This is a genomic window from Diaphorobacter sp. HDW4B, assembly GCF_011305535.1.
GTDB lineage: Bacteria > Pseudomonadota > Gammaproteobacteria > Burkholderiales > Burkholderiaceae_C > Diaphorobacter_A.
Genome location: NZ_CP049905.1, coordinates 2539451 through 2565549, shown reverse-complemented (window position 1 = coordinate 2565549; position 26099 = coordinate 2539451). Strand labels below are relative to the sequence as shown.

20 protein-coding genes are annotated in these 26099 nt (G+C 63.2%); 7 read left to right on the top strand and 13 right to left on the bottom strand.

What is annotated here, in order from left to right:
* Positions 1 to 4: 4 nt before the first annotated feature.
* The 6 genes from urtC (at position 5) to yddG (ending at position 5628) form a co-directional block, all read left to right on the top strand.
* Positions 5 to 1192 carry an urea ABC transporter permease subunit UrtC gene (gene urtC, locus G7048_RS11825; RefSeq protein WP_166068330.1) on the top strand — a complete coding sequence of 396 codons (1188 nt, stop codon included), beginning with the start codon at positions 5 to 7 and terminating at the stop codon, positions 1190 to 1192.
* Positions 1189 to 2070 (top strand): urea ABC transporter ATP-binding protein UrtD, encoded by an 882-nt coding sequence (urtD, locus tag G7048_RS11820; protein WP_166068329.1) that lies wholly within the window; start codon positions 1189 to 1191, stop codon positions 2068 to 2070. The genes urtC and urtD overlap by 4 nt, the downstream gene beginning before the upstream one ends.
* A gap of 6 nt (positions 2071 to 2076) precedes the next feature.
* On the top strand, positions 2077 to 2769 hold the full coding sequence (urtE, locus tag G7048_RS11815) for an urea ABC transporter ATP-binding subunit UrtE (RefSeq protein ID WP_166068328.1): 693 nt from the start codon (positions 2077 to 2079) through the stop codon (positions 2767 to 2769).
* Positions 2770 to 2828: 59 nt separating this feature from the next.
* Positions 2829 to 3659 (top strand): urease accessory protein UreD, encoded by an 831-nt coding sequence (locus G7048_RS11810; protein WP_166068327.1) that lies wholly within the window; start codon positions 2829 to 2831, stop codon positions 3657 to 3659.
* A 587-nt stretch (positions 3660 to 4246) separates the two neighbouring features.
* Positions 4247 to 4651: a YkgJ family cysteine cluster protein gene (locus tag G7048_RS11805; RefSeq protein WP_166068326.1), complete on the top strand. Its 405-nt coding sequence runs from the start codon at positions 4247 to 4249 to the stop codon at positions 4649 to 4651.
* Between the two features lie 53 nt (positions 4652 to 4704).
* Positions 4705 to 5628, top strand: coding sequence for an aromatic amino acid DMT transporter YddG (yddG, locus tag G7048_RS11800; protein WP_166068325.1), 924 nt, complete (start codon positions 4705 to 4707; stop codon positions 5626 to 5628).
* Here the strand turns inward: yddG and G7048_RS11795 are convergent.
* The 5 genes from G7048_RS11795 to G7048_RS11775 all read right to left on the bottom strand — a co-directional run bounded on the left by G7048_RS11795 (position 5619) and on the right by G7048_RS11775 (position 13606).
* A complete protein-coding gene (locus tag G7048_RS11795; RefSeq protein ID WP_166068324.1) occupies positions 5619 to 7031 on the bottom strand; it encodes a HAMP domain-containing sensor histidine kinase in 1413 nt (470 codons plus the stop codon). The two genes, yddG and G7048_RS11795, sit on opposite strands and share 10 nt — an antisense overlap.
* 25 nt (positions 7032 to 7056) lie before the next feature.
* Positions 7057 to 7761 carry a response regulator transcription factor gene (locus tag G7048_RS11790; RefSeq protein WP_166068323.1) on the bottom strand — a complete coding sequence of 235 codons (705 nt, stop codon included), beginning with the start codon at positions 7759 to 7761 and terminating at the stop codon, positions 7057 to 7059.
* Positions 7762 to 8057: 296 nt separating this feature from the next.
* On the bottom strand, positions 8058 to 9338 hold the full coding sequence (locus G7048_RS11785; RefSeq protein ID WP_240933255.1) for a TolC family protein: 1281 nt from the start codon (positions 9336 to 9338) through the stop codon (positions 8058 to 8060).
* Positions 9331 to 12444, bottom strand: coding sequence for an efflux RND transporter permease subunit (locus G7048_RS11780; RefSeq protein ID WP_166068321.1), 3114 nt, complete (start codon positions 12442 to 12444; stop codon positions 9331 to 9333). The genes G7048_RS11785 and G7048_RS11780 overlap by 8 nt, the downstream gene beginning before the upstream one ends.
* A gap of 28 nt (positions 12445 to 12472) precedes the next feature.
* Positions 12473 to 13606, bottom strand: a complete 1134-nt coding sequence (locus G7048_RS11775) for an efflux RND transporter periplasmic adaptor subunit (protein ID WP_166070932.1) — start codon at positions 13604 to 13606, stop codon at positions 12473 to 12475.
* Positions 13607 to 13879: 273 nt separating this feature from the next.
* Between G7048_RS11775 and G7048_RS11770 the strand changes: the two genes are divergently transcribed.
* Positions 13880 to 14320 (top strand): OsmC family peroxiredoxin, encoded by a 441-nt coding sequence (locus tag G7048_RS11770; protein ID WP_166068320.1) that lies wholly within the window; start codon positions 13880 to 13882, stop codon positions 14318 to 14320.
* On the opposite strand, the gene cobA is transcribed toward G7048_RS11770, so the two are convergent.
* The 8 genes from cobA to G7048_RS11730 form a co-directional block, all read right to left on the bottom strand.
* Positions 14298 to 15137 (bottom strand): uroporphyrinogen-III C-methyltransferase, encoded by an 840-nt coding sequence (cobA, locus tag G7048_RS11765; protein ID WP_240933253.1) that lies wholly within the window; start codon positions 15135 to 15137, stop codon positions 14298 to 14300. The genes G7048_RS11770 and cobA overlap by 23 nt on opposite strands.
* 39 nt (positions 15138 to 15176) lie before the next feature.
* The gene (locus G7048_RS11760) at positions 15177 to 18029 is read right to left on the bottom strand and encodes a nitrate reductase (RefSeq protein WP_166068319.1); all 2853 of its coding nucleotides are present in this window, start codon (positions 18027 to 18029) and stop codon (positions 15177 to 15179) included.
* A gap of 43 nt (positions 18030 to 18072) precedes the next feature.
* On the bottom strand, positions 18073 to 18525 hold the full coding sequence (gene nirD / locus G7048_RS11755) for a nitrite reductase small subunit NirD (protein ID WP_166068318.1): 453 nt from the start codon (positions 18523 to 18525) through the stop codon (positions 18073 to 18075).
* Complete coding sequence (gene nirB, locus G7048_RS11750) at positions 18522 to 21008, bottom strand: nitrite reductase large subunit NirB (RefSeq protein ID WP_166068316.1); 2487 nt, start codon at positions 21006 to 21008, stop codon at positions 18522 to 18524. Before nirB ends, nirD begins: the two co-directional genes overlap by 4 nt.
* 223 nt (positions 21009 to 21231) lie before the next feature.
* Positions 21232 to 22080: an ABC transporter ATP-binding protein gene (locus G7048_RS11745; RefSeq protein WP_166068315.1), complete on the bottom strand. Its 849-nt coding sequence runs from the start codon at positions 22078 to 22080 to the stop codon at positions 21232 to 21234.
* Positions 22077 to 22997 (bottom strand): nitrate ABC transporter permease, encoded by a 921-nt coding sequence (ntrB, locus tag G7048_RS11740; protein WP_166068314.1) that lies wholly within the window; start codon positions 22995 to 22997, stop codon positions 22077 to 22079. The genes G7048_RS11745 and ntrB overlap by 4 nt, the downstream gene beginning before the upstream one ends.
* A gap of 21 nt (positions 22998 to 23018) precedes the next feature.
* Positions 23019 to 24308: a CmpA/NrtA family ABC transporter substrate-binding protein gene (locus G7048_RS11735; RefSeq protein WP_166068313.1), complete on the bottom strand. Its 1290-nt coding sequence runs from the start codon at positions 24306 to 24308 to the stop codon at positions 23019 to 23021.
* Between the two features lie 361 nt (positions 24309 to 24669).
* Entirely contained in the window at positions 24670 to 25980 is a 1311-nt protein-coding gene (locus G7048_RS11730; protein WP_166068312.1) for a nitrate regulatory protein, read from the bottom strand.
* Between the last annotated feature and the right edge of the window lie 119 nt (positions 25981 to 26099).

The window sequence follows — 26099 nt, the reverse complement described above, 5'->3', positions numbered from 1 at the left end:
GCACATGACTGCAATCCCAACGACGACCCTTGAGTTGCCCAAGCCCGCACCGCTGCTGAGCGGTCGCGGCTGGACGCTGTTTCTCGTCGCCTTCATCATCGTCGCCGCCGTCGCGCCCGCGCTCAATCTGATGGTGCCAGAAGGTCACTGGCTGCACCTGTCGGACTACATGATCGGCCTGCTCGGCAAGTTCATGTGCTATGCGATCTGCGCGCTTGCCATCGATCTGATCTGGGGCTACACCGGCATTCTGAGCCTGGGCCACGGCCTGTTCTTCGCGCTTGGCGGCTATGTGATGGGCATGTATCTGATGCGCGAGGCCGCAGGCCCTGATGCGCTGCCGCCCTTCATGGTGTTCCTCGACTGGAAGGAACTGCCATGGGCCTGGGCGCTGTCGGGCAGCTTCATCGCCACCGTGCTGCTGGTGTTTCTGGTGCCGGGTCTGCTGGCCGGCATCTTCGGCTACTTCGCCTTTCGCTCGCGCATCAAAGGCGTGTATTTTTCGATCATCACGCAGGCCCTGACCTACGCGGCCATGCTGCTGTTCTTTCGCAACGAGACGGGCTTTGGCGGCAACAACGGATTCACCGGCTTCAAGACGATTCTCGGCTTCTCGCTGAACACACCGCAGATGCATGTGCTGCTGTTCTCGCTGTCGGGCATCGCGCTGCTGGGCTGCTATCTGCTGGCACGCTGGCTGGTGAAAGCCAAGTTTGGCCGCGTGCTGCAGGCCGTGCGCGATGCCGAATCGCGCACCATGTTCTGCGGCTACAACCCGCTTTCGTACAAGCTCACGATCTGGGTGATCTCGGCCATGATGTGCGGCCTCGCCGGTGCGCTCTATGTGCCGCAGGTCGGCATCATCAACCCAAGCGAAATGAGCGTGGGCAACTCCATCGAGATGGCAGTGTGGACCGCCGTCGGTGGCCGCGCATCGCTGATCGGCCCGATCATCGGCGCGTTTGCCGTCAACGGCGGCAAGAGCTGGTTGACCATGGCCGCGCCCGAATACTGGCTGTATGTGCTGGGCCTGCTGTTCATCGCGGTCACGCTGTTCATGCCCGGCGGCATCGTCGGTCTCGTCAAGCAATGGCGCGAATACCGCGCGGCCCGCAGCGGCAAGGCCGCCGCCAGGATCACAACCAACACAGCCAAGCCAACCACCCCCATCGCGAAGGGAGCAAGCGCATGACACCCGATCTCATGGAAGCAGGCACGGAGCGGCGCACCATTCACCTGCACCATCTGCAGGCCACCGTGGGCGCGACGGAATCGGGCGGGCGCACGGCCAGCATGTCGCGCCATGTGCTGCCCGGCGAAGTCGATGTGACGCACGGCCGCATTCTCTATCTCGAAGATGTGCATGTGAGCTTCGACGGCTTCAAGGCCATCAACGGTCTGAACCTGGACATCGCCCCCGGCGAGCTGCGCTGCATCATCGGCCCGAACGGCGCGGGCAAGACCACGATGATGGACATCATCACCGGCAAGACGCGGCCCGACAAGGGCACGGTGTTCTTCGGCTCGACCATCGACCTGCTGCGCTACAACGAGCCACAGATCGCCGCCATGGGCATTGGCCGCAAGTTCCAGAAACCCACCGTGTTCGAGCAGCTTTCGGTTTTTGAAAATCTCGAACTCGCGCTCAAGACGCACAAGGGCGTAGCGCAATCGATGAACTTCAAGCTCACCGGCGCACAGCGCGATCGCATCGGCGAGGTGCTGCACACGATTCACCTTGCAAGCAGCGTGACGCGCCAGGCCGGCTTGCTGAGCCACGGCCAGAAGCAATGGCTGGAGATCGGCATGCTGCTGGTGCAGGAGCCCAAGCTGCTCTTGCTAGACGAACCCGTCGCGGGCATGACGGACGAGGAAACCGTGCGCACGGCAGAGCTGTTCTTGAGCCTCAAGGGCAAGCACTCGCTGATGGTGGTGGAGCACGACATGTCGTTCATCGACACCATCTCGGAGAAGGTCACCGTGCTGTGCGATGGCTCGGTGCTGGCCGAAGGCACACTCGCCGAAGTGCAGGCCGACGAGCGCGTGATCGAGGTCTATCTGGGAAGGTAATGTGCGATGCTGAAAATTGAAAACCTGCACCAGTTCTACGGCGGATCGCACATCCTGCGCGATGTGAATCTCAAAGCCGAAAAAGGCAAGGTCACCGTGCTGCTCGGCCGCAACGGCGTGGGCAAGACCACACTGCTCAAAAGTCTGATGGGACTCGTGCCCATCAAGAGCGGCAAGATCGAATGGCAAGGCGCGGACATCTCGCGCCGCGCACCGTATGACCGCGCCCGCGCAGGCATGGGCTATGTGCCGCAAGGTCGCGAGATTTTTTCGCGCCTGTCGGTGGAAGACAACCTGCGCATGGGCCTGGCCTACAAGAGCGGCGGCGCGCAGATTCCAAGCGAACTTTTCGAGCTGTTCCCGGTTCTGAAAACCATGCTGCACCGACGCGGCGGCGATCTCTCGGGCGGTCAGCAACAGCAGTTGGCCATCGCCCGAGCTCTGGCACCCAAGCCTCAGATTCTGATCCTCGACGAACCCACAGAAGGCATACAGCCCAGCATCATCAAGGACATAGGCCGCGTGATCCGCATGTTGGCCAACCGGGGCGACATGGCGATTTTGCTGTGCGAGCAATACTACGACTTTGCCGAAGAACTGGCGGACCATTACGTCGTCATGGAACGCGGCGAAGTCATTGCCAGTGGACCCGGCAACGAGATGCAATCCAAGGGCGTACGCCAGCTTGTCGCTATCTGAGAAAATTCAGCAGTTTCCGTTAACTCGCATTTCAGTGGTTTAACTAACCATCAGCACCCATGGTCTGGCTTGCCCGTCTTGATCTCGACTACTCCGAGCGCCATGGCGCAACGCGCCTGCACTTCAGCCACGATGGCCCGCTGCGCGTGCTGCGCAGCCTGCACCCGGAAGGCCCCGGCATCTGCCACAACGTGCTGGTCCACCCACCGGGCGGCATCGTCGGCGGCGACCTGCTCGACATGAGCGTGCGCGTGCAACAAGGCGCGCACGCACTCGTCACAACACCCGGCGCCACGCGCTTTTACCGCAGCAACGGCGCACAAGGCATGCAGCGCACCAAGATCACACTGGAGCCCGGCGCGCGCCTCGAATGGCTGCCGCTCGAAGCCATCGCCTACAACGCCTGCGATGCCGTGAACGAGGTGCATCTGGACCTGGCACCCGAGTCGCAACTCATCACCTGGGACATCACCGCGTTCGGTCTGCCGCATGCAAACGAACCTTATGCGCAAGGGCGTTTTGTGCAGCACATCCACTGGCCCGGTCGGTTTCTGGAGCGCGGCGTGATCGATGCGCTCGATGATCGGTTGATGAACGGGCCGCTTGGGCTGGCGGGTGCGCGGTGCATGGGGAGTTTGATTTTTGCTTCCGGGACTGCTTTGTCCCGGGCTTTGCGGGAGTCATTGCTTGAGGCTACGCATGGGGTGCTTGGTGATCTGCCTGATGGGGTTGCTGCGGGGGTGACTGCGCCCAATGCACACATGATTGTGTTGCGGGGGGTGGCTCCTGTTGTGGAGCCGCTCATGGTGTTGTGGCAGAGGGTTTGGGGGGAGTGGCGGTCTGCTGTTTGGCAGGTGGAAGGGGTTCGGCCTCGGATTTGGGCTATGTAGTTTTCTTTTGCTCCTGCTAGGGGTTTTCTTACGGATGCCGGGAGTTCGCCCCGGCGGGCGAGTAACTTTTCGCTGGCGCGCGAAAAGTCACCAAAAGCGCGCTTTTGAATACCCACGATAGAACTCACTGCGCGCCGTAGGCGCTCCGTTCGGACAACTATCGTGAGTCAGTGTTTTCATAAGAGGTGTGTCACGGCACTTCGCGTTGCTCGTGCCTGCATCTCGCGACTTCGCGAGATGCCTATGTGCAAGCCGCATGACGAATTGAACTCTCGCGCTTAAACATCGACATTTCCGTCACGATGCTTGCGCCTCCGCTGCTGCATCGCAGAATGCAGCAGCGCCCTCCCCCAGTTTTTGGTCTGACTCACGATAGTTGTCCGAACGGCGCGCCTACGGCGCAAAGTGAGTTCTATCGTGTGCCCCCGAATTCAAGCGCGTTTTTGGTTCCTTTTTGCGCGCAAGCAAAAAGGGACTCGCCCGCCGGGGCGAACACCCGGCACCCGACACAAAACCCCCAACCTATCTACAATTCCGCCTCCAACCCCAAAACAAACACAAGCACCCTCGCGCCGCGAGCAAAAAAGATGAGATCCCCGATAGCCATCGTAGACGTAGACCGCGTCGACACCTGGCACCGCTACCGCGCAGGCATGTGCGACACCTGCGCCGCCAACTGCTGCACCATGCCGCTGGAAGTGCAGCTCTCCGACCTTGTGCGTCTGCAGATCGTCGATCAGTTCGAGATCGACAACGTGGATGTGAAGGTGATCGCCAAGCGTCTTCTCAAGATGAAGATCGTCGACCACTTCAACCACAAGAACACCATCTTCACCATGGGCCGTCGCGCGAGTGGGGACTGCAATTTTCTCGACGAGAAGACGCGTCGCTGCACGGTCTACGACATCCGTCCCGAGACCTGTCGTCTGCATCCGCAGAAGAAAAGCCCCAAGCCCGGTTTCTGCGCATACGGGGCACGTCGTCCGCGTTGATTGCTTGACTGACTGACTGATTGATGCATTGACCGCAGCGATACGAACACCACATGCCCACCAACCATTCCCGCGCCACGCTGATCGGTCTTTGCGCGATTGCCTGCTGGTCCACTTCGGTTGGGCTGTTTCGCAGCGTGGCCGAGCATCTGGGGCCGGTAGGCGGCGCGGCTTGCGTGTTCACGCTGAGTGCGCTGTTCGTCACGCTGCGTTTCGGCATTCCTCGCTGGCAGGCGCTGCGCACGCTGCATCCTGTGTATCTGCTGGGTTGTGGCGTGATCTTTGTGGCGTACGAGATCGGGTTGTCGCTCTCCCTGGGTTTTGCGAGCAATCGCACGCAGACGCTGGAGCTTGGCATGATCAACTACCTCTGGCCCAGCCTGACGGTAGTGCTTGCCACGGCACTGGGGTTGCAGCGCTTTCATATGGGATTGATTCCCGGCGTGCTGCTGGCCATGTTCGGCATCGTGCTGGTGCTGCAGGGCGATGGCGCACGTTTCACCGTCACGGGTCTGTGGGCCAATGTGCAGAGCAACCCGTTGGCCTATGGTCTGGCGTTCGCTGCGGCGCTGCTTTGGCCTTGTTATTCGGTGCTTTCGCGGATTTTTGCAAAAGGCGGAAATGCGCTGTCGCTGTTTTTGTGGGCCGTAGCGGCTGCTTTGTGGCTGCATTTTTTCGCGAGCGATGAGCCTGCCATGCACTTTGGTTGGTCTGGTGTCGTGCAGCTCACCATGCTCAGTGCGCTCACCGCGCTGGGCTATAGTTGCTGGGACTTCGGCATTCGCCACGGCAATCTCACGGTGATGGCTGTGGGCTCGTATTTCACGCCTGTGCTGTCCGCGCTGGTGGGAACCGTGTGGCTTCAGGTGCGGCCATCGTGGAGCTTCTGGCAAGGCGTGGCGCTGGTCACGCTCGGTTCGCTGATCTGCTGGTGGAGCACGCGCGAGCGCAAGAGTCCTTCGAGCGATCAGGCCTGAAGCATCGGTGCAATGGGTTGTTTGGGCAGCGCAGGCAGCCAGATGCGCGCTTGCAGGCCGCGCTCCAGATTCGAGAAATCCAGTCGTCCGCCATGCAGTTGCACGATGGCGTGCACGCTTGCCAGTCCCAGGCCGTAACCGCTGCGCTCCTTGCGGGCACGGAAGAAGCGGGTGGTCATTTTTTCGATGGCTTGCGGATCGACACCGGGGCCGTTGTCCTGCACCAGAATCTCCACGCCCGAGACTGCGCGCTGCGCCTTCACCACGATGTGCACGGGTCGCTGCAACGCTTCCGCATCGCTGGAGCCACCATACTTGATCGCGTTATCCAGCAGGTTGGACACGGCGCTGGCGATCAGATTGCCGTCGCCCAGTACTTCCAGACCGTCTTGGACGTTCACCTTCAATTCGCCAACGCCTTCATCGAGCAGAGGCTCGTAGAACTCCGCCACATCGAGCAGCAGCGCATTGATGTCCACCGGGCCAAAGCTGGCGCGGCTGGTGCCGCTTTCGACTTCGGCGATCTGCAGCAGCTTGTCGAAGATGACACCCAACTCTTCCACCTCGCCCGACACCCGTGCCAACGTGGCAGCCTGACCTTCCGCACCGAGCTGGCGCGCGTTGCGCAGTTGCAGCGTGATACGCGTGAGCGGCGTGCGCAGGTTGTGCGCAATGGTGTTGGAGACATGGCGAATGCCTTCCATGAGCTGCTCCAGCCGGTCGAGCATGCTGTTGATGTCGCGGTTGAGCAGTGTGAATTCATCGTCCCGGCCTGCCACCGGAATGCGCTGGCTCAGATCGCCCGCTGCCACACGCGCCATGGTGTTGCGAATGGCGGCAGCGCGCTCGTCCACCACGCGGCGAAACGTGAAGGCGCCCGCAACCGCCATGAAAAACGCGACGACGGCCGCGAGCAGACTGGCGCGGCCGACCAGATCCTCCATCTCGCGCTGCTGCTGCATGTCGGTCCCCACGGCGATGAACTGGCCACTGGGCAGTTCGACCACAGACACTCGCGCATTCACGATATGGCCTGAGCGCCTCACCTTGAGTTCACGCATGCCCATGGTGGTCAGGCGACGCAGCGGCACAACCGTGGCATTGCCGATGACCGGCGCGCCATGCGCATCCATGAGGATGACTATTTCCGTGTCGGTATTCACACCGTCCTGCAACGTCTGGCGAATCTCCGCCTCCAGCGCTTCCTGCCCATACTTCCCGGAATGTTCCACCAACCGCTTCAGATGCGCCTCGGCCTGCCTGTCCACCCGCGCACGCAACACACCCACGGTCTGCACATAGAACACCGCGAGCACGATGGCCATGGTCAGCACCATCAGCCCCGCGAACTGCAGCGCAAGACGGAACGCGGTGGAACTCCAAGGCTTGGCACGCGTGGACATCGTGGACGGCCTTTTCTCTTTTGTGTCAGGAGCTCTGAGGCAAACGCTCAGGCGCATCAGTCAAGCTGTAGCCCACGCCGCGCACCGTGTGGATCAGCGCAGGCTCAAAGCCTTTGTCCACCTTGCTGCGCAAGCGGCTGATGTGCACATCGATCACATTGGTCTGCGGATCAAAACGGTAGTCCCACACCGACTCCAGCAACATCGTGCGCGTGACGATCTGGTGCGCATGCTGCATGAGAAACGCCAACAACCGAAACTCGCGCGGCTGCAGCGCCAGCGGCACACCCGCACGCTCGGCACTACGCGTCATGAGGTTGATGCGCAGATCCGCCAGCTTCATCTCGCGCACCGGAGCAGGCACCTGCGCCCGTCGCATCAGCGCCTCCAGGCGCGCCGACAGCTCGGAGAACGCAAACGGCTTGGTGAGGTAATCATCGCACCCCGCCTTCAGCCCACGCACCCGCTCATCGGTGGCGGACAACGCCGAAAGCACCAGCACCGGCGTCGTCTTTCCAATCGCACGCAGCGTCTGCAGAATCTGCAGCCCATCGAACTCGTCGGGCAACATGCGATCGAGAATGATCACATCCCACAGCTCCCCCACCGCCAGCGCAATGCCCTGCACCCCGTCACCACACACCGTCACCTGCGCACCCTGCTCCCGCAGCCCATCGGCGATGTAGTTCGCGTTGAGAGAATCGTCTTCGATGATGAGATAACGGTACATGGGGAAAGCAAAGGAGGCAGTCCAATCCCCCACTATACGTGCACCTAGCCCCAGCATCTCGCGAAGTCGCGAGATGCAGCACGAGCAACGCGAAGTGCCGAATCACACCTCTTATGAAATCTCTGACTCGCGGCGGTTGCCCGAACGAAGCGCCAACGGCGCGAAGCTGAGTTCTGCCGCGTGCCCCCGAATTCAAGCGCTTTTTGGTTACTTTTGCGCGCAAGCAAAAGTGACTCGCCCGCCGGGGCGAGACCCGGCACCCGCCCTCCAATCAAGCACAACGGCAAAAAAGAGGATCACTCCGAAACAGGCACATTCCCACTGGCAAGTCGCACCTGCCACTCCGCATCCAAATAATCCTTCACCAAATCCAGATACTCAAGACGATGATCGTTGATGGAACTGAGCGCATCGATCAGCTCCAAAATTCCCCCCTGCCCCAGCTTGTAAGCATCATTGGCCATCTGCTTGAGCGGCTCGATCTGCGCCAGGCCATCCTTCTCGTAAGCACGCACGCTGTCCCGCTTGAGCTGCCACTGCTGCATCGCGCCATACAGACCCGCTTGCGCATCCTGATTCGCCGCCTGCCAGCGCAGCTCGGCCTGTTCGGCCTCCATCTTCGCGCGGTCGATTGCGCCCTGATGGCGGTCGAACAGCGGAATCTCCATCGACACGCCCCATTGCGTGTAGCTGCCATCATTGCGGCTTTTCACGCGCATCGCGCCAATGCTGGGTGTCGGCAGCGCCTCGCGCTTGGCCAGATCGATCTTGCTGCGCGCCTGCTCCATCTCGGCCTGTGCCGAACGCAGGGCGGGCAGACGCGACGCGGCCTGATTCCAGAGGGTGTCGAACTCGGGCATCTGCTGCTGGTTCAAGGTCTGGATGCTGCCCTCGGCACGCGCAGGCCACAGCGGCAACGCGGCGACTTGCGCGGCGCGCGTGCTCGCCGCCTTGAGCGCCGCGTTCGCCTTGTTCAGTTGCATGACCAACTGGGCCTGCTGCAGCGTCAGGCGTGCGCCGTCATAGCGGCTGCGCGCGCCCGCATCGATCTGGCCGCGCACGATGTACGCCGCCTTGTCGAGCGCCTTCTGCGCGTCCTGCCAGACCTCGACGCGCTTTTGCGCCACCAGCAGATCGTTGAAGGCCTGCGCCGCGTCGTTGAGCACCGCGTTCACGGCCAACTCGACATGCGCATCAGCAGCCAGCTCGCCCTTCTTGGCGGTCTCGATGCGCGCACCGCGCTGACCGAAGATCGGAATCGGCTGGTCGATGCCAATGCCGTGCTCACCCGGCTTGCCGTAGGCACTCACCGAGGGATTGGGAAACGCCGATGCGGTGCGCGTGTCGGCACGCGCGAGACCCGCTTCCATGCGATCAGCGGCCAGCGACGGGCGGTTGCGCACCACCATGCGCAGGTACTCTTCGAGCGTCACCGGCTGCTGCGGCATGGCCGATGCAGCCGGAGCCATCTGCGCAGCGGCGGTGACAGGCGCGGAGCCGTTCGCCGTCTGGGCCATCGCCGAGGAAAGGGTCGTCAGGCCGCAAACGAGCAGCGCGGCCAAAGTCAGTTCAGTCATCTTGGGCGCTTTCATCGATCTCTTCCTGGGTCAACATGTTCTTGGGGCCGAGCAGCAGATACAGCACCGGCAGCAGCACAAGCGCGACGACCGGCAGAATCACCATGCCGCCCACGATCACCGAGGCAAACGGGCGCTGTGTTTCGCTGCCCACCCCACTGGACAGGGCCATCGGCAGCAGGCCCAGCAGCGCGAGCAAGGCCACCAGCACGATGGAGCGCATGCGCTCTGCCGTGCCTTCGATCAGCGCCTGCATCATCGGCATGCCCTGACGGCGCAGCTCTTCCACGGCCGACACCACCAGCAGACCTGCAAGCGCAACCTGGCCGAGCAATGCGATGAAGCCGATCGCCGCGCTGATCGACAGCTCGATGTGCGCCAGATGCAGCGCCGCGATGCCGCCCACCATGGTGAACGGAGCGCACAGCAGAATCACCGCCGCGCTGCTTGCGTGCCCCAGTGCGCTGAACAACAGCGCGAACACGATCAACAGCGACAGCGGCACCACCACCTTCAGGCGTGCAGCCGCACGCTGCTGGTTCTCCCATTCGCCGCCCCAGAAGGCCTGGTAACCATCGGGAATCTTCACGTTCTGGTTGAACGCGGCGAGCGTGTCGCGCACCACCGAGCCGATGTCGCGGCCTTCGACGTTGAACTTCAGCGCCATGTAGCGCGCATTGCCTTCGCGGAAGATCGACGAGTTGCCGATCTTGATGCCCACGCTGCCCACCGAATGCAGCGGCACCGAGCCGCCATCGGGCAGCGGAATCGCGATGTTGCGGATGCGCTCTTCGTCCATGCGGTCCACATAGGGCAGTCGCACACGCACCGGCACGGGGTATTCGCCTTCCCACAGCGTGGTAGAGATGTTGCCCGCCAGCGCCACTTCCAGCGTCTTCTGCGCGGTCTCCATCGCAATGCCCTGGCGCGCAAGCGCGGCACGGTCGAACTCCACGTGCAGTTGCGGCGCGGGCGCATCGCGGTACAGGTCGAGATCGACCACGCCTTCGATGTCCTTGGTCGATGCGATGGTCTGCTGCAGGATGGAGCGCAGCGTCGGAATGTCGGGGCCGAACACCTTGAGCACCACCTGGCCGCGCGCGCCCGAGGTGGACTCTTCCACGCTGTCGCGAATCGGTTGCGCGAAGTTGAAGGCCACGCCGGGAATCTCGCCCAAGGTGGCACGCATCTGCTCGATCAGCTCGGGCTTGGTCAGACCCTTGCGCCATTCGCCATGCGGCTTCAGGCGCACCAGCGACTTGGCCAGATTGATGGTTTCGTTGTCGGTGCCCGATTCGGGGCGGCCCTGCTCGGTGGTCACCGAAATCACTTCGGGGAAAGTCATCAGGCGCAGGCGCACGTCGCGCAGCACTTCCTGGCCTTTTTCGAGCGAGATGGATGCAGGCATCTGCACCAGCACGTAGGCGTCGCCTTCATCCAGTTCAGGCAGGAATTCGGTGCCGAGGAACTTGGCCGAGAAGCCCGCCACCACCAGCACCGCGATCGAGACGATCAGCACCACGCTGCGGCTGCGCGCCGCACCCAGCATCTTGCCGATCCAGTGTTGATAACCGTGGTGCGCCTTGTCGAAGATCTTGGGCTCTTCGACCATCACATGCTTGGGCTTGAGGAACAGCGCGCACAGCGCGGGCACCAGCCCCATCGCGAACACCAGTGCGCCCAGCAGCGCAAAGCTGTAGGTCATGGCCAGCGGACGGAAGATGCGGCCTTCGATGCTCTGCAGCGAGAACACGGGAATCAGCGCAGCAATCACGATGGCCATCGCGAACAGCGTGGGCTTGGCCACGGCGACGGCCGAATCGATGATGATGTGGCGCATGTCGTTGGCGGTCTGCGGTTTTCGCAGGCGTGCGTTACGGATGATGTTTTCCGCCAGCACCACCGCCCCGTCCACCATGATGCCGAAGTCGATCGCGCCCATGGAAATCAGATTCGCGGGCATGCCCATCAGATGCAGGCCGATGAAGGCCACGAGCAGCGACAGCGGAATCACCGTCGCCACGATCAGCGAGCCACGGACGCTGCGCAAAAAGAGCCACAGCACAGCCACGATCAACGTAGCGCCAAACAGCAGATTGTGCTGCACCGTGGCAAGCGTATGACCGACCAGATCGGAGCGGTCGTAATTGGTGGTCATGTGCATGCCTTCGGGCAGGCCACCGTTGTTGAGTTCAGCCACCTTGGTGTGAATGTCGTCGAGCACGACCGAGGGATTCGCGCCACGCTTGAGCAGCACGATGCCCTGCACCACGTCGTCCTTGTCGTTCTGGCCGACGGAGCCCTGGCGCGGCGTGTGCGACTGCACCACGCGCGCCACGTCACCGATGATCACCGGCGCGCCGCCGCGCATGGCGACAACCACTTCGCTGATCTCCTGCGGCGACTTGAGCAAACCAATGCCGCGCACGATCAGCGACTGCTCGCCACGGCGCATCAGGCCACCGCCGACGTTGCGGTTGGACTTGGCAAGCGCATCGCTCACGTCATCGATCGACAGGCCGAGCGAATACAGCTTCTCGGGATCGACCTCGACATGGAACTCCTTCACGAAGCCGCCCACGCTCACCACATCGGCCACGCCCTGCACCTGCTTCAGGACGCGCACCACATGCCATTCCTGCTCGGTGCGCAGTTGCGCCAGCGTGTGGCGGTCGCTCTCCAGACGGTAGTAGAAAATCTTGCCCAGCGGCGTGTAGTCCGGTGCCATCTCGGGCGTCACGCCCGGTGGCAGATCGGCCTGCGGCAGGCGTTGCGAGACCTCGGCGCGCGCGTTGAAGCTGATCGCATCGTCGTTGAAAACGAGGTTGATCATCGCGAGGCCAAAGTAGCTCTCGGAACGCAGCGAGACCAGCCCCGGCGTGCCGTTGAGCTCGCGCTCCAGCGGCTGGGTGATCTGGCGCTCGACCTCTTCGGGCGCAAGGCCCGGGGCCTGGGCGATCACGCCGACCTGCACATTGGTCACATCGGGATAGGCCTCGATGGCGGTGTGCAGATACGACCAGACACCGTAGACGGCAATCAGCGCGGTGGCACACAGCGCCAGCAGGCGGCGATGCACCACAAAGGAAATGAAAGAACGCAGCATCCGTTATTGCTCCTGATTTCTGCGTTCTTTACAGAAGCTGGTTGGCTGCGCCGTCGAGCAGCAGACCGCCCTTGACGACGATCTTCTCGCCCGGCTTGAGGCCACTGATCACCGGCACCATGCCGCGTGTGGGGCGGCCGAGCTGCACGGTGCGCGCCTCGAACTCGTTGTCCGAGCGCTGCACGTAGACCACGCTGCGACTCTCGTCCTTGATGAGCACAGCCGTCACGGGAATCATCATGTCGTGCGCGCTCGATGTCTGCACGCCCACCTTCACCTGCATGCCGGCACGCAGCGCGGGGTTCTGCTGATCGAGATCGACGACCACCGACGCGCGGCGCGAATCCTTGTCCAGCGTGGCACCCAGATAGCGCACCTTGCCGGTCATGGGCTTGGTGATCTGCGGGGCCTCGACCTGCACCGGACTGCCCACGGCAATGCCCTGCAGATCGCTTTCAAACACCTGCGCGACCACGTTCATCGCGCCCGGATCGCCAATCGTGAACAGGGCCGAGCCCGCATCCATCGCGGCACCGACCTGCGCCTTGCGCTCGGCGATCACCCCCGCGCGCGGTGCACGCAGCACCAGCTTGTCGCCATCGCCCGAACCGAGCAGCGCCACGGTGCCCGATGCGCGCGACAGCTCCTGGCTCGATTCGCGCAGCTTGGCCTGTGCGGCGCGCAGGTCCACGTCCGTGCCCACGCCCTTGTCCACCATGGTTTGATAACGCTGCGCTTCGACGGCAGCGACTTCGCGCGACGTTCTGGCCGCTGCCAGTTCATGGCGGGTGCGCAGCGCATCCGGGCTGACCAGCGTGGCGAGCACATCGCCCGCCTTCACCACATCGCCGACATGTGCCTGCACGGACACCACGCGCGCGGCCACCGGCACCGACACGGCAGCCGTGCGGTCTTCGATGAACGCGACCTGCGCGGGGGCCCACGCCAGTTGCGTGCCGCTGGCGGGCGCAACGGGCTCGATGCCCAGCATCTTCACCGAGGCGGCTTCGAGGCGCACCACATTGCGGTTGGCTTCGCTCGCGCCCTTGTCGACCTTCTTGGCCTGCGGCACCTCGGTCGCGGCCGGAGAAGCCGCCGAGGATGAATCGCAGCCCGCCAGCGCCGCGCCCAGCACGAGGCTCGCCGTCAGGCCCCATGCCATTGCGGGAGCACGTCCCGACCACTTGTTTTGTCTCACTACTTGGTTGTCCATCGCTGGCCTCGATCCGATCTCTTGAATGCTGGCGATGCTAGGCAGGACTCCTCAGCCTGTGGATAAAGCTTTCATTAACGTTTGGTAAGGTGAGCACGCACTGCCCGTCCGTCGCCCACCCAGACGCGTCGATTTCGGATGGCCGCTCGTCCTACAGCCGCGCGGCGCGGGCCTGTGTTGTGATCGTCTTTTTACGGGTTGGCCCGAAGCGAGGAGTACGCAATGTCCGCAGAAAAATCCGCATCCGTTCACTGGCAAGGTGCCGGCAAGGAAGGCAAGGGAGAAATCTCCACCGAGACCGGCGCGCTGAACAAGGCGCCCTACGGTTTCGCCAGCCGCTTTGGCGACGACCACAAGGCCACCAATCCCGAGGAAATTCTGGCCGCTGCGCATGCGGCCTGTTTTGCGATGGCGTTTTCATTCGCCTGCGATGGCGCGGGCATCAAGACCGAGACGGTGGACACCACCGCCAAGGTGCGCCTGATGGCCGAAGCCGGCGGCTTCAAGATCAGCCGTATCGCGCTCACGCTCACGGCCAAGGTGCCGGGGATTTCGGAAGATCAGTTCCAGAAGATCGCCGCCGAGGCCAAGGCCGGATGCCCGCTCTCCAAGGCGCTGGCGAGCGTGCCCGAAATCACGCTCACCGCCACGCTGGTGAACTGATGCTCTCGCGTTCGGCGACGCGGAAATAGCTGCCGTCGCCGAACAGCGCTGCCGGATCGCCGGTGCGCACCACATCGCCGATCACGAACACGCAGGGGCTGCCGAGACCCGACTCCTTCAGGGTGTCGGCCAACTGCCCCAGCTCGGCGATCACATGCGTCTGCTTTTGCTTGCTCGCATTGCTGATCAGTGCGGCAGGGGTCTGCGCGTCGAGCCCGCCTGCCAACAGACCGGATTCGATCTCGCGCGCGGACGACACGCCCATGTAGATCACCAGCGTGAGCTTGGCCCGCTGCGCCATGTGACCGATTTCGCGCCAGTTCACGCCCTCGTTGCCATGGCCCGCGTGGCCGGTGACCAGCACCACGCCATGCGCATGTTCGCGGTGCGTGAGCGAAATGCCCAACGAGCTTGGCGCGGCAAGGCCCGAGGTGATGCCGTTGATCACTTCGACATGCACACCCGCTGCGCGCAGGTGCTCGGCCTCTTCGCCGCCGCGCCCGAAGATGAACGGATCGCCGCCCTTCAAGCGCACGACGATCTCGCCCTCGCGCACGGCCATGAGCATCAGTCGCTCGATGAATTCCTGCGGCGTGCTGATGCAGCCGCCGCGCTTGCCCACGCGAATCACGCGCGCAGTGGGCGACGCCATCGCCACGATTTCGTCGGTGACCAGATCATCGACCAGCAGCAACGTAGCGCTCTGGATGGCCTTGAGCGCCTTGATGGTCAGGAGTTCCGGGTCGCCCGGCCCCGCGCCCACCAGATAGCAGCGCCCGGTCAGTTCTGGGTGAGGGGTGTGATTCATCGTCGCCATGTCGCGCTCCTTGTCTCCGTGCATTTGTCGGTGCTTTTTTCAAGCCGCTTCCATTTGCGGACGCACATCGCGCACCAACTGTTTGAGTGCGGGAATGCACGAACCACAACCCGTGCCACAGCCCAGCTGGCTTTTCAGGCCATTGAGGCGTTCGGCTTCGTCGCCACCCGCGCTTTGCTGCAGACAGCGAACGATCTCCTGCTCACCCACGTTCATGCATGCACACACCTGGCGTGTTCGTGGTGGTGCAACGCTGGGTGCCTTCGCACCGGAAGCGAGCAGCATGCGGCCATACGGTTCGGTCGACAGCTCGGCTTTGAGCACATCGCCCAGCCACTGGCCGGCGCTTGCATCACCACACAGCAAAAAGCCTGCCAGACGACTTTCCTTGATACCTTCGTTCACATTGCGCACCAGCTTGAGCGTGCGGCTGCACTGCCTGCGCGAATCCACATAGCGCAGCACCTGCGGCTCGTCGAGCTGCAGGCATTCGGCCAGCCGCGCGAGCACTTTGGCATCGGGCGCTTCGTAGGCCGCTGCGCGAAATTGCACGCCCGTGCGCGCCTTGGCAGCGTCTGCCAGAGAGACCGCATTACCGATCAGCACGCAGCTCGCAAAGTCGAATTCGCGCATCAACGCAGCCAGCGCATCGCGGGCCTTGAGCACCTGGTCTTCGGGCAACCAGGCCATGCCCAGACAGCTCCACGGCATCTGCGCCTTGAGCACCTTCACCGCGGCGTGCTTGAGTTCCGGCTGTTTGGATTGCGGGCAGCGCTCTGGCGTGGTGAGCGCATTCACGCCCGCCAAGGTCTGGCCCGATGAGGCACGCCCACCCAGATATTCACCGCCCCAGTGCATGGGCAGAAACACCTGATTCGGTGCCTGCTGCGCATCGGAGCGCGCGGGCAACACTATGGCACCGCGTCGGCTGGTCACATGCACCAGATCGCCCGCCGTCAACTGCAAGCGCTCCATGTCGCGCGGATGCATCTGCAACTGCGGTTCGGACTCGTGCGAAAACAGCCGGCCCAACTGCCCCGTGCGGCTCATGCTATGCCATTGATCGCGCAGGCGGCCCGTGTTCAGGCTGAACGGATAGCGTACATCGCGCGGCTCGGCGAGCGGCTGCCAGGCCTGCGCTGCAAATTTCGCGCGGCCATCATCGGTCGGAAAAACGCCATCCTCATACAGACGCGACTTGCCTTCGCTTGCGCCTTCGGGCAACGGCCATTGCTGCGGCCCGCGTTCTTCGAGCATCGACCAGCTGAGTCCAGTGATGTCGAGATCGCGCCCGCGCGTGCTCTCGCGGTGCTCGTTCCAGATGGCCTCCGCGCCCGCCTGCGCATCGCGCAGGTCGTAGTCGAACAGATGCGGCTTGTGCGGATACAGCCGCGATTGCAGCGCCTGCGCCAACTGCACGCCAATCTGCCAATCGTGGCGCGCCTCGCCCGCAGGCGGCACGGCGGCGCGCACGCGCGAGATGCGGCGCTCGCTGTTGGTGACGGTGCCCAGCTTTTCGCCCCAGGTGCTGGCGGGCAAAAGCAGATCGGCGAACGCTGCGGTCGCGGTGTTGGCAAAGGCCTCTTGCAGCACGACGAACTCCGCACGCTTGAGCGCTTCGCGCACCAGCGACTGATCGGGCATGCTTTGCGCGGGGTTGGTGCAGGCAATCCACAGCGCCTTGATCTCGCCCGTCGCTGCGGCCTCGAACATTTCAATGGCGGCCTTGCCGGGCTTCTCGGGCACGGCATCCACGCCCCAGAAAGCCGCCACTTCCGCACGGTGCGCGGGGTTCGCCATGTCGCGGTGCGCGGGCAGCAGATTCGACAGGCCACCCACTTCGCGCCCGCCCATGGCATTGGGTTGGCCGGTCAGCGAGAACGGCCCAGCGCCTTCGCGCCCGATCTGCGCGGTCGCCAGATGCAGGTTGATCAACGCGGCATTCTTGGCCGTGCCGCTGCTGCTCTGGTTCAGGCCCATGCAATAGAAGCTCAGCGTGCCGCGCTTCTCCGGTCCTTCGCCGCCGAGTGCAAACCAGCGCGCGGCGGTCTGCAGGTCTTCCTTCGTGAGTCCGCAAACGTTCGCCACATGCTCGGGCGTGGCATCGCGCACCAGCGCCTTCAACTCGGCAAAACCGTTGGTGTGCGCGGCGATGTAGGACTGATCCACCCAGCCTTCCCACAGCATGATGTGCAGCAGTCCGTGGAACAGCATCACGTCGGTGCCGGGTTGCAGCGGCAGGTGCAGATCGGCCAGCTCGGCGGTCTCCGTGCGGCGCGGATCGGCGACGATGATCTTCAGATGCGGATTGGCCGCGCGCGCTTCTTCGACTCGTCGAAACAGAATCGGATGCGCCCACGCCATATTGCTGCCGGTGATGAACAGACAGCCCGCGCGCTGGATGTCGTCGTAGCACGCGGGCGGTGCATCCGCACCCAGCGTGGACTTGTAGCCCGCCACCGCGCTGCTCATGCACAGGCGCGAATTGGTGTCGATGTTGTTGGTTCCGATCAGCCCTTTGGCGAGCTTGTTGAAGACGTAGTAGTCCTCGGTAAGCAACTGGCCGCTCAGGTAGAAGCCGACGGAATCCGGCCCATGCTGCCCGATGATGTCGCCCATGCGCGTGGCCGCGTAGGCGATGGCCGAGTCCCAGTGCACGGGCGTGCGCTCCGCATCACGCTGGCTGCGCAACTGCGGCACGAGAAGACGCGACTGCTCCTGCAGCGCCTTGTTCGCCGTGAGATGCAGCGTGCTGCCCTTGGTGCACAGCTTGCCGAAGTTGGCGGGATGCGCGGGATCGCCGCGCACGCCGGTGATCGCATTGGCCTCGGTCTCGATGATCACCCCGCAGCCAACGCCGCAGTAGGGGCAGGTGGATTTGGTCTCTTGCATGGCGGCTCGCAAAGTTGAAAGGGTGATCGTTGGGGCAGACTCGTCAGCGACCGCCCAGCACGGCAATCGGCACGCTGCGCTGCACAGTCCCGGCGCTCGCATGCATGCTGCAGGCAGGCCCCGCGTGCGGACGCGTGAACTCGGTCGCGTGCCCGGCCAGTTCCGATGCGCTCAGATGCACCAGTCCCGCATCCACCCACACCGCAAAGCGCGGCGTGCGGCCCTCGTCGGGCGCGGCCGCTTCGCCGGTCGCGAGACCAATCGTCCAGTTGTGCAGCGGGCAGGCCACGCTCTCTCCGAACACGATGCCTTGCGACAGCGGACCGCCCTTGTGCGGGCAGCGGTCGAGCAGCGCAAACACCTGATCGCCCGCGCCGCGAAACAGGGCCACATCCAGTCCTTTGGCGCGTGCCACGCGGCGCGCGCCGAGTACCGGAATGTCGTCCACGGTGCAGATCACCACCCAGTCATGCGTGTTGTTGTGCAGCTCGCTCATGTGAACTCCTTGGCGCGTGTTTCGTTGTTCAAAGACAGGACGGGAACCAGCGGAATGAACTGGCGCGTGTCCACCGATGCCTTCTCGGTCTCGAACCACGGATCGGGTTCGCCATCGAGCGCGAACTGCAGTTGCTCCCACAGCGCCTTGCGGCCCGCCTCGTCTTCGAGAATGCGGCGCTTCACGTAGTCCAGCCCCACGCGGTTGACGTAGTGCACCGTGCGCTCCAGGTACCAGCCTTCGAGGCGATACAGCTGCATGAATGCGCCCGTGTACTCCATCACTTCTTCGGCGGTCTTCAGCTTGGCGAAGAAATGCGCGACCTCGGTCTTGATACCGCCATTGCCCGCCACATACATCTCCCAGCCCGAATCGACGCCGATGATGCCCACGTCCTTGATGCCCGATTCCGCACAGTTGCGCGGGCAACCGCTCACCGCGAACTTCACCTTGTGCGGCGCGTACATGCGCCACATCGCGCGCTCCAGATCCTTGCCGAGCTGCGTGCTGTCCTGCGTGCCCATGCGGCACCATTCGCTGCCCACGCAGGTCTTCACCGTGCGCAGCGCCTTGGCATATGCGTGGCCGCAGGGCATGCCGATGTCGTTCCACACGCCTTGCAGGTCTTCCTTCTTCACGCCCAGCAGATCGATGCGCTGACCGCCCGTGACTTTCACCGTGGGGATCTGGTACTTGTCCACCACATCGGCGATGCGGCGCAGCTCGGACGCCGTGGTCTCTCCGCCCCACATGCGCGGAATCACGCTGTAGGTGCCGTCTTTCTGGATGTTGGCGTGGCTGCGCTCGTTGATGAAGCGGCTTTGCGGATCGTCCTGGGCCTCCTTGGGCCAGGTGCTGATCAGGTAGTAGTTCACCGCCGGGCGGCAGGTCGCGCAGCCGTTGGGCGTGCGCCAGTTCATGAATGCAAAGGTCTCCGACGTGCTCAGCAGATGGTGATCGCGGATCGCATCGCGCACCGCCTGATGCCCATGCTCGGTGCAGCCGCACATGGCCTTGAGCTTGGGCGTGGCGGAGTAGTCGCCGCCCGCCGTGAACATCAGAATCTGCTCGACCAGACCCGTGCACGAGCCGCAACTGGCGCTTGCCTTGGTATGCTTCTTCACCTCTTCGAGCGTGAACAGGCCCTTCTCCTTGATGGCCTTGCAGATCGTGCCCTTGGTCACGCCATTGCAGCCGCAGACCTCGTCGCTGTCGGCCATGGCGGCGGCCTTGCTCTGGCCCTGATGGCCCGAGTCGCCCAGGTTGGATTCACCGAACATCAGCTTGTCGCGGATGTCGGCAATGCTGCGGCCTTCGCGCAGCAGCTTGAAGTACCAGCTTCCGTCCACCGTGTCGCCATACAGGCAGGCACCGACGAGCTTGTCATCCTTCACCACCAGCTTTTTGTACACACCGCCGAACGGGTCGCTCATGACGATTTCTTCGGTGTCGTCGCCGCCCTGAAAATCGCCCGCAGAAAACAGATCGATGCCCGTGACCTTCAGCTTGGTCGAAGTCTGCGAACCGAGATAACGCCCGATTCCGAACTCCGCCAGATGATTCGCAAGCACCTTGCCCTGCTCGAACAACGGAGCCACCAGACCATAGGCCACGCCGCGATGCGCAGCGCATTCGCCCACGGCGTAGATGCGCGGATCGGTGACGGTCTGCATGGTGTCGCTCACCACGATGCCGCGATTCACATGCAGGTGCATCTGCTCGCCAAGCGCCGTGTTGGGACGAATGCCCACGGCCATCACCACCAGCTCGGCGGGCACTTCCGTGCCGTCCTTGAAACGCACGGCGCGCACGCGGCCTGCCTCGTCGCCCAGCAGCTCCTGCGTCTGCGCCTTCATGAGGAACTGCATGCCGCGCTCGGCCAGCGACTTCTGCAGCATGTCGCCCGCCACATCGTCGAGCTGGCGCTCCATCAGCCAATCGCCCACATGCACCACGCTCACGCTCATGCCGCGCTTCATCAGACCGTTGGCCGCCTCCAGCCCCAGCAGACCACCGCCGATCACCACCGCGTTCTTGTAGGTGGCGGCAGCGTCGATCATCGCCAGCGTGTCGCTGATGTCGCGATAGGCGAGCACGCCTTGCAGGTCCTTGCCCGGAATCGGCAGAATGAACGGGTTCGATCCCGTCGCCATGATGAGGCGGTCGTAACCCGTGCTGATCTCTTCGCCCTTGGCGTTCACCGCGTGCACGATGCGCCGCGTGCGGTCCACGCTGGTGACCGTGTAGCCCGCGTGCAGCGTGATGCCGTTGTCCGCATACCATGCCCAGTCGTTGAGCACGATGTCCTTGAGCGTCTGCTCGCCGGCCAGCACGGGCGACAGCAGGATGCGGTTGTAGTTGGGATGCGCCTCGGCGCCGAACACCGTGATCTCGTAGAGGTCCGGCGCGATGGTGAGCAGCTCTTCCAGCGTGCGCACGCCCGCCATGCCGTTGCCGATCATGACCAGTCTGGATTTTTTCATCTGAACTCTCCGTGGGCAAAAACAAAAAAGACGCCTGCACGAATGCATGGATAAAAGGCCATGTTTCGCGTCAGACGTCTTTGTCCTGGGCATTGAAGCACCGTTGCCCCTTTGCCGCGTGGCCCACCTTGGCCACGCTGTTCTTCATGCAAACCTTGTGCCAATCTCAAGCACTGGTTCTGGACCGATTTCGCACCGCGACGGTGCGTCATCCCGGCCTCGTTCAATTCTTCTCGACGTGGCCTTGGCGTGTGTAGAGAAAGTCGATCACCGCTTTGCGGCAGCGCTGGTATTCGGCGTCGTCGGCCAGCTCCACGCGGTTGCGCGGACGCGCCAGCGGCACGTGAAGAATCTCGCCGATGGTGGCCGCCGGGCCGTTGGTGAGCATCACGATCTTGTCGGACAGCAGCACGGCTTCATCAACATCGTGCGTCACCATCACCACGGTGGACTGCGTGCGCGCGACGATCTCCAGCAGCTCATCCTGCAGCTTGGCGCGCGTGAGCGCATCGAGCGCGCCGAAGGGCTCGTCCATCAGCAGCACCTGCGGCTCCATCGAGAGCGCACGCGCAATGCCCACGCGCTGCTTCATGCCGCCGGAGATTTCGCCGGGCCGCTTCTGCGCAGCGTGCGTGAGGCCGACCAGCGCGAGCGCCGCATTGGTGCGCTCGGCCAATTGCGCCTTGCTTTCGGTGCGGGCGAACACGCGCTCCACCGCCAGATGCACGTTGTCAAAACAGGTGAGCCACGGCAGCAGTGAATGGTTCTGGAACACCACCGCACGCTCGGGGCCCGGGCCTTTGATCTCGCGGCCCGCGCACAGCAACGCACCGGCGGTGGGCGTGGTCAGCCCCGCAATCAGATTGAGCAACGTGGATTTGCCGCAACCCGAATGACCGATCAGGCTGACGAATTCACCGCGCGCAATGCGCAGGTTCACATCGCGCAGCGCGGGGAACACGCCCTTGGCGGTCTTGAAGGTCTGCTCGACGTTCTGCACGTCGATGTAGCGCGCATGGGCGACTTCGGCAGCGGTGGTTTCAAAGGTTTCGTTGTTCAGAACGGCGCTCATGATTTCACCTCTTCGAATGTGAATGCGGAAGCCAGCTTCACCAGCGCGAACTCCAGCAGCAGACCGACGATGCCGATCACGAAGATCGCGACGATGATGTTCTTGACGTTGAGGTTGTTCCACTCGTCCCACACCCAGAAGCCGATGCCGACGCCGCCCGTGAGCATTTCGGCGGCCACGATCACCAGCCACGCAGTGCCCACGGCCAAGCGCACACCGGTCAGCATGTAGGGCAGCACGGCGGGGAACAGAATCGTGGTGGCGATCTTCCATTCGCTCAGGTTGAGCACGCGCGCCACGTTCATGTAGTCCTGCGGCACGCGCTGCACGCCGACGGCGGTGTTGATCACCATGGGCCAGATCGAGCAGATGAAGATGGTCCAGATGGCAGCCGGGTTCGCGCCCTTGAACACCAGCAGACCGATCGGCAGCCACGCCAACGGCGAGACCGGGCGCAGCAGGCTGATCAGCGGATTGAACATGCGCGAGAGAAAGTCGAAGCGCCCGATCACGAAGCCCAGCGGAATGCCCACCAGCGCGGCCAGACCAAAACCCACGCTCACGCGCTCCAGCGATGCGAGCACGTTCCAGCCCACGCCCTGATCATTCGGGCCGTTGCGGTAGAACGGATCGCTGAACACCTCCACGGCCTGCTTCCAGGTCTCGATCGGTCCGGGAATGCCGTCACCGCGCGCGACGATGGACCACACCACCACCAGCAAGGCAAGGCCGAGAAACGGCGGCAGCGCGCGGTTGAGCAGCGCACCAAGACGTTGGGGCAGCGGCACAGCACTGGAGGTTTTCGTTGTCTGCACGGACGCTGACTCCTTTTTGATGGCGCGCGCAGCGGGCTTGGCTGTCGCTGCCTCTGCATCCGCCACGGCGGGAGTGGGATCGTGAAATACGGCACTGACCATGATTTGCTCCGGTAAGAGAAATTAAGCTTTGACCTTGAATGCATCCGCATAACGCGCTGGATCGCTGCCGTCCCAGACCACGCCGTCCATCAGCTTGCTGCTGCGCAGGGGCGACTTGGGCACGCTCACCTTGAGCTGCGACGCGGCCTGCGTGTACAGATCGATGCGGTTGATCTTCTTGGCCACGGCCAGGTAGTCGGGATGCGACTTGAGCAGCCCCCAGCGCTTGTGCTGCGTGAGAAACCACATACCGTCCGACAGGTACGGAAAGTTCGCATCGCCATCGGCAAAGAACTTCATGTGATTCGGGTCGTCCCAGGTCTTGCCCAGACCGTTCTGGTAGCGACCCAGAATGCGCTGGTTGATGGCATCCACGCTGGTGTTCACATACGACTTGGCGGCCACGGTCTCGGCCATCTTCATCTTGTTCTGCAGACTCGCGTCGATCCAGCGGCCGGCCTCGATGATGGCCATCATCACGGCGCGCGCGGTATTCGGATTCTTGGTGGCGAAGTCGCTGGTTGCGCCCAGCACCTTCTCGGGATGATCGCGCCAGATGTCCTGCGTGGTGGCCGCCGTGATGCCGATGCCGTCCATGATCGCGCGGTGGCCCCAGGGCTCGCCCACGCAGTAGCCGTCCATGTTGCCCACGCGCATGTTGGCCACCATCTGCGGTGGCGGCACGGTGATGATCTTGGCGTCCTTCATCGGATCGATGCCCGCCGCCGCCATCCAGTAGTACAGCCACATGGCGTGCGTGCCGGTGGGGAAGGTGTGCGCGAAGGTGTATTCGCGCTTTTCAGCATTCATGAGCTTGGCGAGGCTGGCGCCATCGACCGCGCCCTTGTCCGCAATCTTCTTGGACAACGTGATCGCCTGACCATTGCGGTTGAGCGTCATCAGCACCGCCATGTCCTTTTGCGGTCCGCCCACGCCCAGATGCAGACCGTAGACCATGCCATACAGCACATGGGCAAAGTCCAGATCGCCGTTGACCAGCTTGTCGCGCACGCTGGCCCAGCTCGCTTCCTTGGTAGGCGTGATCTTCACGCCGTATTTCTGATCGAAGCCCAGCACCGACGCCATCACCACACTCGCGCAATCGGTGAGCGGAATGAAGCCGATCTTCACTTCCTTTTTCTCGGGCGCATCCGAGCCCGCCGCCCACACGCCGTGATGACCGAGCGTGGCATACAGCGCCGTGCCCGCCGCCACCTGCGCGCTGGTGCGCAGAAACTGGCGGCGACCGTTGGCGCTGCTCTGGTGGTCCACGCAAGAGGCAGGCGTCGTCGTGGCTTCATTCTTGGTCATGATTCGAACTCCATCGAAGATTCGTCGTGGGGCAAAAAAAAAAACGGCATCCGCCTGCTCTCGGGCACGCGAAGAGTGCTCAAGAATCAGGGGGACGCCGTTGTCCAGAAATCACTGGCAGACCTTTCGATCTGCCGAGCCCTGACCGCCATTGGTGGACTCTTGCGGTCAGGAGTACGCACGAACCGTGCCATGGGTTTTCGTACTTTTGAAGCTCCTTTTTGTCCTGTTTCTTCCTGTGTTTATCCCTTGGATGGTGCGTTGCACCATGGCGCGGCAACGATGCGCCGCAATTCAGTGCGAAGCTGAATGTTCACTGACGCACCAGCACAGCGCTAAACATGCGCCGCGCATGCATCGTTTACACCTTGCTGCCCGCATCCGTTCTCGGCAGTAAATCGGCGGTGGACAGCACCGCCTCGGCCACATCGAGCATGCGGCGGTTCTGGTTCATCGCGGTCTGGCGCATGAGCTTGTGCGCATCGCTCTCGCTCATCTGGCGCAGATTCATCAGCACGCCCTTGGCGCGTTCCAATGTCTTGCGTTCGTTCAACGCAGTGCGCGCCCTGTCGATCTCGGCCTGCATGGTCTGCAGGCGCTGCGATTGCTCCTGCACCAGGCCCAGCACCGAGCGTTCCAGCCGCGGGCCGTAAGTGGCCGGTGCGAGCAGGCTGCCCGGCATCGGGGCGGTAAAGAATCCCATGTCTGCAACAGGCTCGCCGCGCGGTGCCTTCTTGCCGCCTGGCTTGGACTCCTTGCCCTCATTGCCCTGCTCTTCAAGCAAGGCCTGCAGCGCCGACCGCGCAATCTCCAACTTGGCAGCGCACAACTGCGCCAGTGCTTCGGCCAGCCGCCCTTCCACCACATGCATGGCGTCGAGCCGCAAGGTGCAGGCCGCAAACCAGCGCTCGCCCAACGCGGCTTCCAGTGCATCGTCAGGCAGCGCGGTGCAGGCCACGCGGCGCAGGCGCTCGATGGTGGCGATGTCGGGGCAGCGCTCGGAATCCACCAACCACTGGTCGTAGATAGCAGGCGGCGCGAAATCGGCAAACACCAGAAAGCACTGCTCCTGCGAATCGATCAGATGCAGCCAGTGGCGCTGGCGCGCTGCATCGTGCACGCCCGATGCGAACACCGCCGCCCCCGTCGCGCGCTCCAGCCCCGCCAGCTCCTTGCCTTGCATGAAGTGAAACATGGCGACCAGCAAACGCGAAATGTCGGGATCGCAGGCGCTGTCGGCCGCCTCGAACACCAACGCCATGCAGCCGGAAATCAAACGCACAAACGCAGCCATGCATTCCTGCGGAGTGGGCGCCAACGTCTGCACGTTCTGGCGCAGCGCAGGCAGAGCGTCCAGCCCCTGCAGCAGATAGGCGATCGCATTGAACAGTCGCGCCGCATGGCGACCGGGCAGCGACAGCTCCTGGTTCGCCTCCAATTCGCTGCGCACCGCAGCAATTGCCGCATCCACGGCCAGCTTCTGCTCGGCCAGCGCCGTGGCACCCTGCACACCCGCACTGGCCAGCAGCAGATTCGACAGGCCGCGCTCCTTCTGCAATTGGTGGATCAGCCCGGACACGCGCGTGACCAGTGCACAGGCATTGTGGATCTGCTCCAGCTCTGCCATCTCCGATTGCCGCGCGGCAACCAGATAACGTAGGGAAGATTTCATGGGGCTAGTGGGTCTCGTTTATGTATCTATGGTGGGTTCCATTTTCTTTGATGCAAGCAATGCGCCCAAGCATATTTTTCTTTTTGGATTACACTTGTGGAATGTCCTGCACTTTCCTC